Annotated in this window: 10 protein-coding genes; 5 read left to right on the top strand and 5 right to left on the bottom strand. The window is 69.7% G+C overall.

From position 1 onward, the window contains the following. Positions 1–284: 284 nt before the first annotated feature. Genes D7Y04_RS16260 through D7Y04_RS16245 form a run of 4 tightly spaced genes read right to left on the bottom strand, consistent with a single transcriptional unit; the run spans position 285 to position 10,769 of the window. Positions 285–2,030: an acyl-CoA dehydrogenase family protein gene (locus D7Y04_RS16260; protein ID WP_121759874.1), complete on the bottom strand. Its 1,746-nt coding sequence runs from the start codon at positions 2,028–2,030 to the stop codon at positions 285–287. Next, entirely contained in the window at positions 2,027–2,782 is a 756-nt protein-coding gene (locus D7Y04_RS16255; RefSeq protein WP_121759873.1) for a thioesterase II family protein, read from the bottom strand. The genes D7Y04_RS16260 and D7Y04_RS16255 overlap by 4 nt, the downstream gene beginning before the upstream one ends. After that, a complete protein-coding gene (locus D7Y04_RS16250; RefSeq protein ID WP_121759872.1) occupies positions 2,779–5,751 on the bottom strand; it encodes a type I polyketide synthase in 2,973 nt (990 codons plus the stop codon). The genes D7Y04_RS16255 and D7Y04_RS16250 overlap by 4 nt, the downstream gene beginning before the upstream one ends. Beyond that, positions 5,748–10,769 (bottom strand): non-ribosomal peptide synthetase, encoded by a 5,022-nt coding sequence (locus D7Y04_RS16245; RefSeq protein WP_233601462.1) that lies wholly within the window; start codon positions 10,767–10,769, stop codon positions 5,748–5,750. Before D7Y04_RS16245 ends, D7Y04_RS16250 begins: the two co-directional genes overlap by 4 nt. On the opposite strand from D7Y04_RS16245, the gene D7Y04_RS44045 reads away from it, so the two are divergent. From D7Y04_RS44045 to D7Y04_RS45125, 3 genes are all read left to right on the top strand, one after another. Further along, entirely contained in the window at positions 10,698–10,907 is a 210-nt protein-coding gene (locus D7Y04_RS44045) for a hypothetical protein (protein ID WP_147477119.1), read from the top strand. The two genes, D7Y04_RS16245 and D7Y04_RS44045, sit on opposite strands and share 72 nt — an antisense overlap. A 254-nt stretch (positions 10,908–11,161) precedes the next feature. Next, positions 11,162–12,346: a PKD domain-containing protein gene (locus D7Y04_RS16240; protein ID WP_199749672.1), complete on the top strand. Its 1,185-nt coding sequence runs from the start codon at positions 11,162–11,164 to the stop codon at positions 12,344–12,346. Between the two features lie 15 nt (positions 12,347–12,361). After that, positions 12,362–12,775, top strand: a complete 414-nt coding sequence (locus D7Y04_RS45125) for a hypothetical protein (protein WP_233601446.1) — start codon at positions 12,362–12,364, stop codon at positions 12,773–12,775. A gap of 102 nt (positions 12,776–12,877) precedes the next feature. On the opposite strand, the gene D7Y04_RS16235 is transcribed toward D7Y04_RS45125, so the two are convergent. Further along, positions 12,878–13,459, bottom strand: a complete 582-nt coding sequence (locus D7Y04_RS16235; RefSeq protein ID WP_199749671.1) for a TetR/AcrR family transcriptional regulator — start codon at positions 13,457–13,459, stop codon at positions 12,878–12,880. Between the two features lie 100 nt (positions 13,460–13,559). Between D7Y04_RS16235 and D7Y04_RS16230 the strand changes: the two genes are divergently transcribed. Together D7Y04_RS16230 and D7Y04_RS16225 are read left to right on the top strand one after the other, a co-directional pair. Continuing rightward, the gene (locus D7Y04_RS16230; RefSeq protein WP_199749670.1) at positions 13,560–15,374 is read left to right on the top strand and encodes an NAD(P)/FAD-dependent oxidoreductase; all 1,815 of its coding nucleotides are present in this window, start codon (positions 13,560–13,562) and stop codon (positions 15,372–15,374) included. Beyond that, positions 15,371–17,032 (top strand): SMP-30/gluconolactonase/LRE family protein, encoded by a 1,662-nt coding sequence (locus D7Y04_RS16225; protein ID WP_199749669.1) that lies wholly within the window; start codon positions 15,371–15,373, stop codon positions 17,030–17,032. The genes D7Y04_RS16230 and D7Y04_RS16225 overlap by 4 nt, the downstream gene beginning before the upstream one ends. Positions 17,033–17,056 lie beyond the last annotated feature (24 nt).

Raw genomic sequence — 17,056 nt, 5'->3', positions numbered from 1 at the left:
GCGAGGACCGCGAACTTGTCCGACTGTCGGACAGGTTTTCATCGTCTGCCGGGCCGGCGCGGACTTGGGCTCCAGGCGCCGCGAACTTGTCCGACTGTCGGACAGGTTTTCATTGTCCGCCGGGCCGGCGCGGCCTCGGACCTCGGGCACCGCGAACTTGTCCGACAGTCGGACAGGTTTTGGCGCACGGCGCTCCCGGCGGGCGGTTCGACCCGTGTGGGGTCAAAAGAGGCTTGTCCTCCAAGAGGGCGACACGGTGGCTGTTTGCGCAGCGCGCCATGGGCTCACTTCCGGATGAGCACGTCGCTCAGCAGGAAGTCGAGTGTGTCCCCCGTCAGCCAGCGTTCGCTCACGCCCGCGAAGTCCGGCTCCGCGTCGGCGTCGGCCTGACGCCAGAGGTCCTCCATGCGGTAGCGCGCGGCGGTGCAGTAGACGTCCGCCAGCGCGTCGGCTTGAGACTGTCCGCGTGAAGCCAGGGCCGACGCGTGGGCCAGTGTCACAGACATCGTGAACAGCTCATTGCAGAGCTGGTTCATCAGGATGAGCGTCCGCTGCCTCGCGTGCAGGGCTCCCGCATCCGGGTAGCGGCGCGACAGGTCCAGGCTTCGCTTCGCGAGCCGGTGCACCTCTCGGGCTGTGTGCTGGAGGTGCTCGCGGTTGCGAGGGGACAGATGCTCTTCCACGGGGAGGGGAGCAGGGGGCGACTCCAGCTCCACCGCGTGCGAAGCCGACGGGTAGTAGAGGGAGAAGAGGCCTTCCCTCGCGGCCTTGTGGTCCACGAGGAAGTCTACGCCTCCCGCGACCCGGAAGGCCCGGGCATCGCGCAGCGTGCGCTCCAGCGGGACCGGCGTGGCGCCCCGGGCGGCCTTGCTCTCCGACGTCTCGTAGCCTTCGGCGGCGAGCAGCGACATCGTCCGGTCCGCGATGCGCGCGCACGTCAGGGACGCGATGTTCTTGGCCGCCACCTGTTCGAACCAGCGCAGGGGCAGTGTGTCCGCCGTCACGCCCGTGAGGCTCCAGCGAGCCACGCTCTCCATGGCGAAGACCTCCGCCGCCGTGGCGGACACCTGGCGCTGGATCTCGTCGAAGTCACCGAGCCTGCGCCCCTGTGCAAGGCGGCGATGGAGGAACTCACGCGACCACTGGAGGCACTTCTTGGAGAGCGCCATCGACGCGGCCACGATGATGTACATGCGCCCCAGGGCGCTGAGTGGCTCCAGCAACGGCGTGTTCCGCCAGTGCTCCTGCGACATCGCGAGCATCCGCTCCTTCGGCACTCGCACGTTGTCGAAGCTCAGCGCGGCGATGGGCAGTCCTCGCAGGCCCATCAGGCCGTGCTCGGCGCGGACGTGGAAGCCGGGACTGGAGGTCTCCACGACGAAGAGGCTGATCTGCTCGCGGCCGTCTTCCTGGAGCGTGGCGGTGACGTTCAGCAGGTCCGCGATGGAGCCGTTGCCGATGAAGACCTTCTCTCCGTTGAGGACATACGCCGTCCCGTCCTCCGTGGGCACGGCGGTGGTGGATGCGCGCCGCACGGAGGCGCCGATGGGCTCGGTGTCCGCCCAGCCGGAGATGACTCCGTCGGCGACGCGGCCTCGGACGTAGTCCTTGAGGGGACCGTCCTGCACCGCTTCGATGATGGCTCCCGCGCCCAGGCCACTGTGGATGGCCAGCGTGTAGCCAACTGGCAGGCACACGCTCATCACGGCCTCGATGACGCGGAAGGTGTTCAGCATGGAGAGGCCCCGGCCTCCCAGCGCCCGCTCCACCTGGAGTTTGTAGTAGCCGCGTGAACGCAGGGCTTCGCGCAGCTCCGGCGGAATGCGGCCCGTGCGTTCGATTTCGTCCGGGTCCACGTGCGACTGGAGGAACTGTTCGACCTCCGCGATGACGGCGTCGCCTTGACGGCGTTCCTCCGGGTCCTGTTCGGGGAACGCGCGCACGAGGTCCCAGCGGAGCTTCCCCGCGAAGAGCTGGCCCAGGAAGCCCTCGCGGCTGCGGGTGGCGGGGTGCAGTGGCTCGTGGCTCATGGGGTCGGCGTCCTTCTGGTGTGGGTTTCCGCGATGAGGCGCAGGAGGGTGGACTTCGGTTCGGGATCCCGAAGGTAGAAGTGGCCACCGGGCAGCAGGTGGAGCGCGAATGGCCCGGTGGTGTGGACGCTCCACGGTCCCAACTCGGTGCGGTTCAGGTCGTCCTGGGTGCCGCCCGTGACGGTCATCGCGCAAGAGAGGGGGGCGCGGTCCTCGTGCCGGTGGGACTCCACGAGCTGCAGGTCCGCGCGCAGGCCAGGGAGGATGAGCTCGCGCAGCTCTTCGTCCTCGCGCAGTTCGTGGATCAGTTCTCCGTAAGTGGGCTCCAGGGCGGTGAGGAGTCCGGCCTCGTCCAGGTGGCTCGCGGGGATGCGTCGCGGAGGGAGCTGTGGGGCTGGAGCCGCGGAGAGGAACAGCGCTTTGGGAGGCACGCGGCCCAGGTCGCGCAAACGACGGGCCGTTTCGAAGGCCACGAATGCTCCCAGGCTGTGACCGAAGAACGCGAAGGACGAGCCGAAGTCCACCGCGTGCACCAGCGCCTCCACCAGTTCGTGCAGCCGGGTGAACGGCGCTTCTTCCGCCCTAGCCCCACGTCCTGGAAGCTGCACACCCCAGACCTCGATGTCCGGGAGCAGGTCCGCCCAGCGGACGTATTCGCCCACGGAGCCTCCGCTGTGCGGGAAGCAGTAGAGGCGCACGGAGGCTTCCGGGCGCCGGATGCGGCACGCGAGCCAGGGAGAAGTCGAGGTCATGCCGGGGAGGACTCCGCGATGAAGCGGGTCAGGCGGGCCACGGTGGGCGCGCGAAAGAGGGCCTTCACCTTGAGGGGTGTGGCGACATGCGGACGCAACCGCGCGATGACCTGCGCCGCCATCAACGAGTCGCCGCCCAGCGCGAAGAAGTTGTCATGCAGCCCGACCCGGGCCAGCCCCAGGACCTCCGCGAACGCGGTGGCGACCCGGCGCACGACTTCGTCCTCTGGCAGCTCCGGCACCTCCATGAGTTCAGGTTCGGGAGGCGGTAACACCGCCGTGGCCGGGCTCGCCACGGTCGCGGCTGAAGCAGGGGCTTCGACGAGGTAACGCTGACGTTCGAACGGATACGTGGGCAAAGGCACCCTGCGACGGGCGACACCTCCATGAAGTCCCTGCCAGGAGATCGCGACGCCCGCGCTCCACAGGCGCCCCGCGACGGTGAGCGCGCTGACCGCATCGGACGTGTTGTCCGAGGGATGGGGCAGGGTGGCCACCGTGAGGTGTGGCCCTGCCGCGGGGTTCTGGCGCGCGAGCGTCGCCAGGGTCCGTCCGGGCCCGACCTCCAGGAACACGGCGGGCGGACCTGCGAACAACGTGTTCAGCGCGTCGCCAAAGCGCACGGTGTGACGCAGGTGCGCGGCCCAGTACGCCGGATCCACGGCCTCTTCCGCAGTGACCGCCACACCCGTGCGATCGGAGATCCATGGAAGCTGTGGAGGACGCCGTTCGACTCGCTGAACGCAGGCGGTGAACGCGGCCAGTGACGGCTCGACGAGCGGCGAATGTCCCGCACCCGGAATGCGCAGCAGCTTCGACTCCACTCCGCGCTCCATCAGTCGCGCCTGGAGCGCTTCGATCTCCGCCACCGGCCCCGACACCGCGCACTGCGCCGGCCCGTTCACGGCCGCCAGCGCGAGTCCTCCGTGAAGCAGGGGCGCCAGCTCCGACTCGGGCAACGGCACGGCCAGCATGGCGCCCGCGGGCAGACTCGCGAGGATGCGCGAGCGTTCCAGGACCAACCGCAGCGCGTCCTCCAGACGGAACACCCCGGCCACCGTGGCCGCGGCATAAGCCCCCAGGCTGTGGCCCACGACCGCTGCGGGCTGCACGCCCCAGCGCTTCCACAGCCGCGCCACCGCGTACTCGATGACGAACACGGAGAGCTGACCGGTGACGAACTCGCCCATCCGGGCAGAGGCCTGTTCCAGCGCGGCGGCATCCGTGGGATCCGGGTGGAGCACCGTCCCCAGGTCGAACCCGAGGAGCGGCGTCAGATGCGCACGGCACGCGTCCACAGCCTCACGGAACGCGGGCTGTGAACCGTACAGCTCCCGGCCCATGCCCACGTGCTGCCCTCCGTGGCCGGGGAACATGAACACCACCTGGCGCTCGCCGGCCTCCCGTTGCGCAATGCCCTCTTGTTCCGACAGGGCGCGAAGGACGTCCGGGGTGTCCTCGCCCACCGCGAATGCTCGGTGCTTGTGCGCTGCACGTCCCATCTGGAGCGTCCAGGCGACGTCACCCAGCTCCACCTCTGGATGCGCGCGCAGGTGCCCTCCGAGCCGCTCCACCGCGCGGGCCAGCGAGGCGGGACCGTGGGCCGACAGCACCATCAACTGCGGTGCGCGCGAACGCTCGGAGCCGCGCAGGATGGGTGCCTCTTCCAGCACGGCGTGCGCGTTGGTGCCGCCAATGCCCAACGAGCTGACACCGGCCCTCCGGGGATGACCACCGGTGTCCCAGTCCCGCAGCTCCGTGTTCACGCGGAAGGGGCCGTGCTCGAAGTCGATCTCCGGGTTGGGCCGTTCGAAGTTCAGACTCGGCGGCAGCTTCCGGTGCTCCAGCGCGAGCACCGTCTTGATGAAGCCCGCCACGCCCGCCGCCGCATCCGTGTGGCCGATGTTCGTCTTCACCGAACCCAGCCAGCAGGACCGGGGCTCGCGGGCACCAAAGGCCTTCGTCAGCGCGGCGACCTCGATGGGATCGCCCAGCCGGGTGCCGGTGCCATGCGCTTCCAGGTAGCTGATGCTCGCGGGGTCCACGCCCGCGGCATGCAGGGCGGTCTCGATGACGCGGGACTGGCCCTCCACGCTCGGAGCGGTGAAGCCGATCTTCCCGGCGGCGTCGTTGTTGACGGCGGTGCCTCGGAGGATGGCGCGGATGGTGTCCCCATCCTCCAGCGCATCCGCGAGCCGCTTGAGCACCACGATCCCCGCGCCGTTGCTGCCCACCGTGCCCTGAGCCCGAGCATCGAACGCGCGGCAGCGGCCGTCCGGGGACAGCGGCCCGCCCTCGCTGTAGTGACCGAACCGGGGCGGTACATGCACCGACGCGCCGCCCGCCAGCGCGATGTCACAGTCCCCCGCGAGCAGCGCCTGCGCGGCCAGGTGGATCGCGACCAGTGACGTGGAGCACGCGGTCTGCACCGTGACGGCCGGCCCGCGAAGCCCCAGCTTGTAGGCCACGCGGCTGGTGAGGAAGTCCACGCCCGTGGCCAGTCGGAGCTGCCAGTCACTGGCACCCGCGAGCAGGTCCCTCCGGGCCCGCAGCGCGGACAGGTAGTCCGTCTCACTGCCACCCGCGTAGATGCCGATGGCACCCCGGTACCGAGCCGGATCATACCCGGCGTCCTCCAGCGCCTCCCGCGCGCACTCCAGGAACACCCGGTGCTGCGGATCCAGCATCAGCGCTTCCTGCGGCGACATGCCGAAGGCCTGCGCGTCGAACCGGTCCGCATCCGTGACCAGACCGAACGCGGGCACTTCCTCGCCCACGGCGCGCTCGGTGGGAGGTTCGGCGCAGGGCTGGCCGTCCGGACCGAAGAAGGTGATGGATTCGACACCGCCGGCCAGGTTGGACCAGAACTCCGCCGCGTTGGCCGCACCCGGAAGCCGGCACGCCAGGCCCACCACCGCGAGGTGCGCCGAACGGTCCTCCTCCTCCATCACGTCGAGCGACGCGCTCATTCCACTTCCTCCCGCGAGCGGTCCGACGACAGCCGGCCCTGCCGCCCCAGCAGGCGCGCACGGCCACTGCGCCGTTGCTCCTGGCGCTGTGCCTGCGCGGCCGCGGCCTCGCCGCCATCGTCGCGGCCCTGGAGATGACCGGCGAGCGCACGAACCGTGGGGAACTCGAACAGCGTCACCATGGGCACGTCATGGCCCATGCGGTGCTTCAGGAGGTACTGCACCTGGGCCAGCAGCAGCGAGTGGCCCCCGAGGTCGAAGAAGTTGTCCTCCGCGCCCACGTGCTCCAGGCGCAGCGTCTCGCACCAGATGCCTGCAATCCGCCGCTCGTGCTCGTTCGCGAGCGGGACCCGAGGCGCCTGGGTTCCAGGCGTGGGTTCGGGCAGCGCCCGTTCATCCACCTTGCCGCCGTGGGTGATTGGCAGCGCCTTCAGCTCCACGTACGCGGAGGGGATCATGTACGCCGGCAGCTCGCGCGCCAGGTGCTCACGCAGCCGCGCCGGTGAAGGCAGGGGCTGGCCCACGAGTGGCACCAGATAGCCGACCAGCTGGGGCGCTCCACCGGGAGGGCTCCACGTGCGAACATGCGCCTCCGCGAGTCCCGGATGCGTGCGCAGGCGGACCGCGACCTCCGCGGGCTCCACGCGGAAGCCTCGGATCTTGAGCTGCGCGTCCATGCGGCCCAGGAACTCGAGTATCCCGTCCGGACGGCACAGGACCCGGTCGCCCGTGCGGTACATGCGCGAGCCCGGATGCGCCGCGTATGGGTCGGGGACGAAGCTCGCGGCGGTGAGGTCCGGGCGATTCAGATAGCCGCGCGCCACGCCCGTACCGCCGATGTACAGCTCTCCCGCGACGCCCGTGGGGACAGGTTGCAGCTCCGCGTCCAGGACATAGGCCGTGGTCCCGTCGATGGGCTGGCCAATGGCGGGCAGTGTCTCGACGGGCCCCGCGGGCAGCACTTCGCCGGAGGTGGCTGTGACAGTGGTCTCGGTGGGGCCGTACTGATTGAACAGCCGCCACGGGAGTCCGGGCACGGGACGCGCGTGGAGTCGGTCACCGCCCGCGAGCACCGTGCGCAGGTCACATGACGACGGCCATGGCAGGGCCATCAGGCGTTCCGCGAGCGCGGTGGGCAGGTCCGTGAAGGTGATGCGCTCGGAGAGGAGCCAGGCCTGGAGCCGCTCCGGGGACAGGCGCACGTCCTGTCCGGGGACATGCAACGTCGCGCCCGCGGTGAGGGCAGGCCAGAGCTCCGCGACGGATGGATCAAACGCGGGCGAGTAGAGCAGCGTGGTGCGGCTGCTCGTCTCCAGCCCGAATGCGCGCCGGTGCCACCCGACGAGGTGGGCCAGTGCGCCGTGCTCCACCACCACGCCCTTGGGGGCGCCCGTGGAGCCAGAGGTGTACATGACGTAGGCCCGCTGCCCGATCCGCACCTCCGTGGGCAGGCCTCCCTGGGGCGTGCCGGGGCCGTGGAAGGGCTCGATGCGCACGCGCTTCACCGTGGCGGGGAGTCGATCCACGAGCGGCCCGGTGGTGATCACCTGACGCACGCCAGCGTCACCCAGGATGAGCGCGATCCGTTCGGCCGGATGCTCTGGATCCAGGGGCAGGAAGGCGGCTCCGGACAGCATCACGCCCAGCTCGGCCGTCACGAGCTCCGGGCCACGAGGCGCGAAGACGCCGACAACCGACTCCACGCCCACGCCGTGCGCGTGAAGATGCTCGGCGAGCAGCGTCGCTCGCCGGACCAACTCCACGTAGGTGAGGGCGCCTGTCTCGTCGCGTACGGCCACGGCGTCAGGGGTCCGCAGGGCCTGAGCCAGGACCTGAGCCAGGACCTGCTGATGCACGGGCGGATCCGCGCTGACGTGCTTGGTGGAGCCATTCGCGAGGAGGCCCTGTCGCTCCGCGTCCGCAAGCATCGGCAGTCGCGACACCGGCATGCCGGGACTGGCCACCGCGGCCTCGAGCAACCGGAGGAAGTGCGCGGCCATCCGCTCCATGGTCGAGCGGTCGAACAGGTCCCGGTTGTACTCCCAGATGAGCGAGATGCGCGCGTCACCGCGCTCGCGGTCGCCCAGGTGCCGGCCCGCGTGCGGAATGGCGACGACGTCCAGGTCCACCTTCGACGACCCATTGCCTCGCTCGAAGATGGTGCACGAGGCATCCCCCAGCCGAGGGCTCCGCACGGCAGAATCGTGAAAGCTGAACATGGCCTGCACGAGCGGATTGCGGCTGGGGTCGCGCTTCACGCCCAGGCCTTCGATCAGCTTGAGGAACGGATACGTCTGATGCTCGGCCGCCGCCACGGTGAGGTCGCGCACCTGACGGACCAGCTCGCGGAACGACGGCGCGCCGGAGACGTCACACCGGAGCACCACGGCGTTGACGAACATCCCGATGACATTCTCGATGTTCCGGACACCTGCTCGGGCCGCGAACGCCGAACCGATGCACAGGTCCTGCTCGCCGGTGTAGCGATGCAGCAGCGTGGCGAAGGCGGCGAAGAGGGCGTTGAACAGGGTCACGCCCTCCTGCTGGCAGAACGCGCGGAGGGCGCCGGGCAGGGCGGGTGGCAACTCCAGCCGGAGCAGGTCGCCATTGAAGGTCTGCACGCGGGGGCGCGGGTGATCGGTGCGCAGCGGCAACACCTCCGGAGCACCCGCCAGGCGCGTTCGCCAGAAGTCGAGCTGGGCCTTCATGGCCGGGCCGTCGAGCGCCTCGCGCTGCCACGCCGCGAAGTCGCGGTACTGCACCGGAAGCTCCGGGAGCGGCGAGGATTCACCGCGCAGATACGCGTTGTAGAGCGCGTCCAACTCCCGCATCAGCACGGAGAAGGACACGCCATCGTGGACGACGTGGTGCTCCACGAGGACCAGTTCGTGATCATCCGGAGCCAGACGGACCACGGTCCAGCGCACGAGCGGCGGTTCGAAGAGCGACAGGGGCCGCCGCAGTTCCTGGCGGAGGGCCTCCTCACGCCGGTGTTCCCGCTCGACCGGGGGCAGCCCGGACAGGTCGATCAACGGGACGTGCACCGGCGTCACGGGAAGAACGCGCTGCCACGGCCGGCCGTCGACTTCCTCGTAGGTGGTCCGCAGCAGTTCGTGGCGCCGGGTGATCTCCGTCAGGGCGCGTTCGAGCACCGGCAGGTCCAGCCCACCCAGCACACGAAGGGTCGTCTGCGCCTGGTAGGAGATGCTGCCGGGAGACAGCTTCTGGAGGAACCAGACCTGCTCCTGTTGCACGGACAGAGGAGCCCGTTCGGGGTCGGCGACGCGGACCACGGGCGGCAACGCGTCCTTCGAGGGCTCGGCACGACGCGGCTCCAGCACGTTCGCCAGCTGGGAGATACGACGGTGCGCGAAGAGCTCCGTCAGAGACAGCGGGAGGCTCAGCACCTCCGCGACCCGCGCGGTGATCCGAGTGGCCAGCAGCGAGTGACCGCCCAGTTCGAAGAAGTCGTCCTCGATGCCAATCCGCTCCAGGCGCAGCTCCTCCTGCCACACCTGGACGAGTCCACGCTCCAGCTCCGTGCGAGGCGCGACATAGGCGCTGCTTCGGGTTGCGTGGGCTTCGGGCGTGGGCAGCGCCTGGGCGTCGACCTTGCCGGTGGGGCCGAGGGGTAGGGCGTCCACGACGACGAAGGTCCGGGGCAGCATGGCCTCGGGGAGCCAGGCGCGGAGGTGCTCGCGGAGCTGCTCCGTCCCGGGAACGGCCCGAGCGTCCTTGGGCGCGAACCACGCCACGAAGAAGACGTCCTGGCCCTCGCTCCGCGCCATGACGTGCGCGGCCCCGACGTGCGGATGGGTCAGCAGCGCGGCGGTGATCTCCGCGGGCTCGATGCGGATGCCACGGACCTTCACCTGCCGGTCGGAACGGCCATGGAACTCCAGCGAGCCATCCGGCAACCGGCGGCCCATGTCCCCCGTGCGATACAGCCGTTCGCCGCCGAACCGGGAGAACGGATCCGGAATGAAGCGGTCCGCGGTCAGGTCCGGCGAGCCCACGTAACCACGAGCCAATCCTGGCCCGCCGATGAACAACTCACCGCTCTCGCCATCCGCCACGGGCCGCAGCTCCGGACCGAGGACATGCACCTCCACGCCACCGATGGGACGGCCGATGGAGGGCAGCCGTTCCCCAGTCGATGCGTCACCGGGAGGGACGACACCGGACGTGCTGTAGATGGTGCACTCGGCGGGGCCGTAGCCGTTCACGAGCTGGAACGGCAGCCCGGGCCTGGGGTGCAGGTGCAGCCGGTCGCCGCCGGTGAGGATCAGGCGCAAGGCGCAGGACTCGGGCCAGGACAGCGGGAGGGCGCGTTCGGCCAGCGGCGTGGGAAGGAAGATGCAGGTGATGTCCCGGGCCAGAAGCCAGTCCTGCAGCCTCTGGGGCGACAGCCGGGTCTCCTCGTCGGGCGGCAGCTCCAGTCGAGCCCCCGCGGCCAGCGACGGCAGGAGCGTCATGACAAAGGCGTCGAAGCCGGGCGAGGCCACCACGCCAATGCGATCCGCGGGCGACAGGCCAAACGTGTCGAGGTGGTACTCGGTGAACGCGGACAGCGCACGGTGGCTGATCATCACGCCCTTGGGCAGTCCGGTGGAGCCCGAGGTGTGGATCACATACGCGAGGTGATCCGGCTGGACGGTGACGCCCGGGTTCACGTCCGGGAACAACTGGAGCTCCAGTGCCTCCGGAGCGAGGATCTGGATGCCGTCCGCCGCGAGCCGCTCCACGGCCGGCCCCGTGCCGATGACGAATCGTGCTCCCGCCGAAACGGCCATGTATCGCAGGCGTTCGGGAGGGGCGGACGGGTCCAAGGGAAGCCAGGCCGCGCCGGCCTTGAGAACGCCCAGGACGGACGCGACCAGCTCCGCGCTTCGCGGAAGGCAGACACCGACAAGGACGTCCGGTCCGGAGCCCCGAGCGATCAGCGCATGAGCCACCCGGTTCGCGTGCGCATTCAGCGCGGCGTGGGTGAGGGAGCGGGCCCGGGAAGCAACGGCGATCTGGGAGGAAAGTTCGGTCGCTCGTCGCTCGACGAGCTGGTGGACGGGGGGCAGCAAGAATCCTCCAACCGGCGCCGCACCCGTCCGAATGAAATCAAGCGTTTAGCGGATTTGGGCCGTTTTCAGGATTTTACATGACCCGATGACACACCGTGAGACAGGGCTGTCACATGGCTCGTCACAAGGGAGTGCGGATCCACCCTGTTGGGTAGCCCTTGAGAGGAGCGGCCACAGAGAGTCCCGAGGGACTTCCGTGGCGTGGGAGTGACTCAGAGGCGAACGCGAAAGGACTACCCGTAAAGTCCCGCGCCCTTCGCCGGTGGCTTGCTGGAAACGTGGTGACAAAGCCACGCCCCGGAGGCGCCTCGCGGTCCCAAGCGCAGGAGAAGTTCATGGATCAAAAGAGTCGAAGCGGGCTGACGGTACTGGCCCTGGGCCTGGTGCTGGCCGCGTGTGGCGGTCAGTCCATGGCGGTTGCCGAAGGCAGCGCGCAGGCAGTGGTGACGCTGCCGCAGGCCTTGAGCGCCAGCGACGTGGTCCGCGTGGAGCTCACCGTGTCGGGCACAGGCATGACGACGCGCACGGATGCGCTCGTGAAGACCGGTGGGCAGTGGGGTGGGGTGCTGGGGCAGCTGCCTGCAGGCACCGGGCGCACCTTCAGCGCGCAGGCCTTCGACGCCTCCAACGTGGTGCGCTACGCGGGCCAGGTGACGTCCGTCACCATCCAGGCCAGCCAGACAACAGCCGTCACTCTGCTGCTGCAGGAGGTGAATGCCCCGCCACCCTTCGACAACGCCGCCCCGCGAATCCTCTCGCTGGTGGCCAGTCCCGGCACCGTCGCACCGGGTGGGCAGGTGACACTCCAGGCCACCGCGGACGACCCCAACCCGGGCGATACCCTCACGTACGCGTGGACGGCGCCTTCCGGCAACTTCAGTGCGCCCTCCAGCCTCACGACCTCCTGGACGGCTCCAGCCTCCGCCGGGCAGGTGGTGCTGACCCTGACGGTGACGGACTCCAAGAGCGCCAGTGCCTCCCTCAGCGTCACCATCACCGTGAGCACCGGCAACGGCAGCGCCGCCGTCAACGTCTCCTTCAACACCTGGCCCCAGGTGTCCGGCGTCACCGCTACGCCTTCGTCCGTGGCTGTCGGCCAGTCCACCCAGCTGACGGCCTCCGCCAGCGACGCGGATGGCGACAGTCTCAGCTACGAATGGACAGCCAGTTGCGCGGGTACCTGGGCGAACGCCACCTCCGCCACCGCGAGCTTCACGCCTTCCGCACAACCCTCCGGCGGCACCTGCACGCTCAGCGTGACGGCGCGTGACGGTCGCGGCGGGATGGGCCTCGGCAGCCTCACGATCTACGTTTCGACGTCGCCTACCACGGGGCAGTTCCCACCCGAGATCGTGGAGACGTTCCAGTCCATCGCCTCGGTGCCCGCACAGGGGGGCACCGTCGTCTTCAGGGCGAGGGCGCGAGACCCGCAGGGCAGTGCGCTCAGCTTCACCTGGGCCACCAGCACCGGCTCGCTGGGCACGGCCACCGATACGGCCACCACCAGTGAAGTCCTCTGAACGGCGCCCTCGTGCGTGCCCGCGGGCAACCCACCCACGGTGACGACCACCGTCACCAACGCGCTCGGCCTCTCCGCCTCCTACGCCTTCTCTCTCCAGGGCGGCCCCGCCTGCGCTACGAGTCCCTCGGCGCGTCTCGCGGGTGGCCTGCAGCATACGGTCGCCTTGAAGCAGGACGGCACTGTCTGGGCCTGGGGCCGCAACGCAGATGGCCAACTCGGCGACGGGACGACGACGGCCCGCCCAACGCCCGCGCAGGCACTGGGCGTGACGGGCGTCGCGGCCCTCGTCGCTGGCGGCTCCCACACGCTCGCCTTGAAGCAGGACGGCACCGTCTGGGCCTGGGGCCGTAACGCAGAGGGCCAACTCGGCGACGGGACGGCGGAGGTTCGACTCACGCCCGTGCAGGTGCCAGGCCTGAGTCTCTGACGGAGCGCAGGACGCCTGCGATTGACGGGCGGCCTGCACTGACCAGACGTCTGTGAACAGGGGCCTGGGGTAGGGGATGGCAGGAAGGTCCAAGGACGAACCTCAGGTCCCACCTTCGTCGACGACCGCCTGGATGGCCTGCTCCAGCCAGCGGCGAGTGGAGGTGTTGCCCGACGCGGACAGGTGATAGCCGGGCATCAACCGGCAGCTGATGAGAAAGCCGCTCCAGAGGATGTTGAGCCGGGCCGCGCGCCCCTCGCCATCCGGTGGGCCCAGCCAGCGCGCCAGCGGCTCCAGCGCCTTCTCCCGCAGCAGTTCGACCGTCGTCGCGTAGGCCTCGGGATCCGTCGCCGAGAGGATCAACATCGCCAGGGGCCCCGGTGCGTCCTCCGCGCCGAAGAGGAGCGACACCACCTCCTCACCGAAGCGCCGACGCTCCACCTGCAACAGGGGAGTGATGTCCAGCACCTGCTCCAGCGTCGCCCGGTACAGCCCCTGCTTCGAACCGAAGTAGCGGCCCACGAGCGAGGAGTTCACCCCCGCCAGGTCCGCGATGTCGCGCACCCCCGTGCTGGCGAAGCCACGCGTGGAGAACAGCGTCCGGGCGGCATCGATGAGCGCGGCACGCGTGCGCTCCGCGTCGCGTTGACGCGTCGAGGACCTGGGATCGGAGGGAGGCGGCATGTACACGGCTGTTTACCTATCCAAGGAATTCGGGTATGTCCGGAGATGTACACGGCCGTGTACATTCTATACGGCCGCTCAGCCGAAGGGACGTGCGCGGATGACTGCGACGACGAAAGGCGAGCTGTTTTTCTCTCCAGAAGCGTTGAAGGAGAAATACCGGCAGGAGCGGGAAAAGCGACTGCGCTCCGACGGCACTGCCCAGTACCGCCCCCTCCAGGGCGTCTTCGCGGACTTCGACAAGGACCCCTACGTCGAGCCCGGCTTCACCCGCCCGGCGCTGACCGAGCGGACGGACGTGCTGATCGTCGGCGGTGGCTTCGGCGGCATGCTGGCGGGTGCGCGCCTGCGGCAAGCGGGGGTGGAGTCCTTCCGCATCGTCGAGAAGGGGAGCGACTTCGGCGGTACCTGGTACTGGAACCGCTACCCGGGCGCGGCCTGCGACGTGGAGTCGTACATCTACCTGCCGCTGCTCGAGGAGACGGGCTACATGCCCCGGGAGAAGTACGCCAAGGCGCCGGAGATCTTCGCCCACTGCCAGCGCATCGGCCGGCACTTCGACCTCTACAAGGCCGCCTTGTTCCAGACGCTGGTGCGGACGATGGACTGGGACGAGGGCACCCGTCGCTGGAACATCACGACGGACCGGGGTGACCTCATCGCGGCGCGCTTCGTGATCATCGCGGGCGGCATCCTCCACAAGGCGAAGCTGCCGGGCATCCCGGGCATCGAGACCTTCCAGGGCCACTGCTTCCACACGAGCCGCTGGGACTACGCCTACACGGGCGGCGGCCCCACGAGCCCCATGACGAAGCTGGGCGACAAGCGCGTGGGCATCATCGGCACGGGCGCGACGTCGGTGCAGGCCATTCCGCACCTGGGCGCCGCGGCCCGGCAGCTGTATGTCTTTCAGCGCACCCCCTCGGGGGTCGGCGTGCGAGCCAACCAGCCGACGGACGAGGCCTGGGCGAAGTCGCTCCAGCCGGGCTGGCAGCAGGAGCGCATCCGCAACTTCTCCGCGATCGTCTCCGGCCGCCAGCAGCCCGTCGACATGGTCAACGACGGCTGGACCTACATCTTTCAGGGACTGGACCTCACCCAGGCCGGGTCGCCGGAAGAGGCGGCCGAGTTCGCGCAGCTGTCTGACTTCCGCAAGATGGAGGAGATCCGCGCGCGCGTGGGCGCCCTCGTGAAGGATCCCGCGACGGCCGAGGCGCTCAAGCCCTATTACAACCAGATGTGCAAGCGGCCCTGCTTTCACGACGAATACCTGCCGACGTTCAACCGGCCCAACGTCCAGCTCGTCGACACCGAGGGAAAGGGCGTGGAGCGCATCACGCCCACCGGCGTGGTGGTCCACGGGAAGGAATACCCGGTCGACTGTCTCATCTACGCCTCGGGTTTCGAGGTGGCGGGAGAGTACACCCAGAAGCTGGGCTTCGACATCCGAGGGAGGGGAGGGCGGTCGCTGCGGGATGCCTGGGCCCAGGGCCCGGCCACGCTGCACGGCATGCACAGCCGCGGCTACCCCAACCTGATGCTGTTCACCACGACCCAGAGCGGCTGGGCGATCAACTTCGTGCACATCCTCGACGAGCAATCACAGCACGCCGCCTTCATCATCGCGCGGTGCCTGCGACAGGGCGTCGAGGTGTCCGAGCCCTCGGAGCAGGCGCAACAGGAGTGGTGGGACGTCATCCTCGGCCGGCTCAAGACGAGCGCCACCTTTGGCGGGGCCGAGTGCACTCCGGGCTACTACAACAACGAGGGAATGACGGCGGGACCGGAGATGATGAAGTACGCCACCTTCGGCGGAGACACGCTCGCGTTCATCGACGTGCTGCGCGAGTGGCGCAATAGCGAGGAGCTCGTGGGCCTGGAGCTCACGCGCGGCGGGGCGGAGGTCCAGTCATGAGCGCGCCCCTGTTCCGATTCCTCTCCAGGTCCCTGGCCGCCAGTCTGGTGTTGGCCGGGGCTCCGGTGCTGGCCGCTCCGCCCAAGGCCTGGCGCCAGGAGGTGGTGGTGGCCGGCTCTCCGTTCCAGGGCGTCCACGGGCTCGTCGTCGACGGCAAGGGCCACCTGCTGGCCAGCAACCTGTTGGGCCAGACGGTGCACTCCGTCGACCTGAAGACGGGCGCGGTGAGCACCCTGGTGGGGCCTCCGCTGGGCGGCGCGGATGACGTCACCCTAGGGCCCGACGGCTCGGTCTACTGGACCGGCTACGTCACCGGCCAGCTGATGCGGCGCACGCCGGATGGCAAGACGCGCGTCATCGCCCGGGGGCTGCCGGGCCTCAACTCGCTGGCCTTCCGCGGCGATGGCCGGCTCTACGCCACCCAGCTCGGCGCGGCGGATGTGCTGTGGGAAGTGGACCCGAACGGCAGGAAGCCGCCACGCAAGGTCATTGACGGGCCCGGCTTCCTCAACGGCTTCGAGTTCGGCCCGGACGACAAGCTCTACGGCCCGCTCCTGCTCAAGGGGCAGATCGCCCGCATCGACGTGGACACGGGCGGCATCGAGCCCGTGTCCCAGGGGTTCGCGATGCCGACGGCCGTCAACTTCGACGCGCGGCGCGAGAACCTCTACGTGGTCGACGCGGCGCGGGGCGAGCTGGTGCGGGTGCGGCTGCCCTCGGGCGACAAAGAGGTCATCGCGACGCTGCCCACCGGACTCGACAACCTGGCCGTGGGCCCCGACGACCAGGTGTACGTGTCCAACATGGTCGACAACGACATCCGCGTGATCAACCCCGCGGATGGCTCGGTGCGGGTGCTGGTCGAGGCGCGCTTGAGCGTGCCCTCGGGCATCGCCGTGGCGCCGGATGATCCGGACGAGCGGGTCTACGTGGCGGATGTGTATGCCCTGCGCCAGGTGGGCGGCCTGGATGGGAAGATCCACCAGACGGACCGGGTGCTCTCATCACCGACGAACTTCCCCATGAACGTGAGCGTGAGCGCTCAGCACGTGGTGCGGAGCACGTCCTATCTGGGCGGCCTCAGCAGCGTGCAGGTGCTGGAGCGGGCCACGGGAAAGCTCCTGCGGACCCTGCCCAACAGTAACGGCGTCCAGGGAGTGGTGGAGCTCGCCGACGGCACGCTCATCCTCGCGGAGGGCGCCACGGGCCGGCTCGTGCGAGTGGACACGGCCGAGCCCGCGGTCACCACGGTGCTCGCCGAGGGACTGGAGGGACCGGTGGGGCTCGCGGCCGATACAGACGCCCAGGAGCCCGGCGTGTACGTCACCGAGGTGCGCTCGGGGAAGGTGACCCGGGTGCGGCTGTCGGATGGCGCCAGGCGCACGGTGGCCAGGGGCCTCAAGGGCCCCGAGGGCATCGCCCGGCATCCGGACGGTGGGCTCTTCGTCGCCGAGGTGGGCCGCAAGCAGTTGGTGCGCATCGATCCAGTCACGGGCAGGTCGAAGGTGGTCGCGAGCGGGCTGCGCATCGGGCTGCCCGAGAGCGCTCCCTTTCCACCGGGCTACCTGCCCACGGGCGTCGCCGTGGGGCGCTCGGGCACCGTCTACCTGACGTCCGACATCGAGAGCGCTCTGTACCGCTTCGTCCCCGTGCCCTGAGAGGACAGGGCCCGCACGGCGGCA

Source organism: Corallococcus sp. AB038B (assembly GCF_003668955.1).
In the GTDB taxonomy this organism is placed as follows: domain Bacteria; phylum Myxococcota; class Myxococcia; order Myxococcales; family Myxococcaceae; genus Corallococcus; species Corallococcus exiguus.
Note: the sequence above shows the minus strand (reverse complement) of the source record. Positions and strands in the feature narration are given on the sequence as shown.

Coding starts and splice junctions, on each gene's coding strand:
- D7Y04_RS16235 (WP_199749671.1), bottom strand. CDS start 13,459: ATGCCGCCTCCCTCCGATCCCAGGTCCTCGACGCGTCAACGCGACGCG.
- D7Y04_RS16230 (WP_199749670.1), top strand. CDS start 13,560: ATGACTGCGACGACGAAAGGCGAGCTGTTTTTCTCTCCAGAAGCGTTG.
- D7Y04_RS16255 (WP_121759873.1), bottom strand. CDS start 2,782: ATGACCTCGACTTCTCCCTGGCTCGCGTGCCGCATCCGGCGCCCGGAA.
- D7Y04_RS16240 (WP_199749672.1), top strand. CDS start 11,162: ATGGATCAAAAGAGTCGAAGCGGGCTGACGGTACTGGCCCTGGGCCTG.
- D7Y04_RS16225 (WP_199749669.1), top strand. CDS start 15,371: ATGAGCGCGCCCCTGTTCCGATTCCTCTCCAGGTCCCTGGCCGCCAGT.
- D7Y04_RS16250 (WP_121759872.1), bottom strand. CDS start 5,751: ATGAGCGCGTCGCTCGACGTGATGGAGGAGGAGGACCGTTCGGCGCAC.
- D7Y04_RS16260 (WP_121759874.1), bottom strand. CDS start 2,030: ATGAGCCACGAGCCACTGCACCCCGCCACCCGCAGCCGCGAGGGCTTC.
- D7Y04_RS44045 (WP_147477119.1), top strand. CDS start 10,698: ATGAGCCACCCGGTTCGCGTGCGCATTCAGCGCGGCGTGGGTGAGGGA.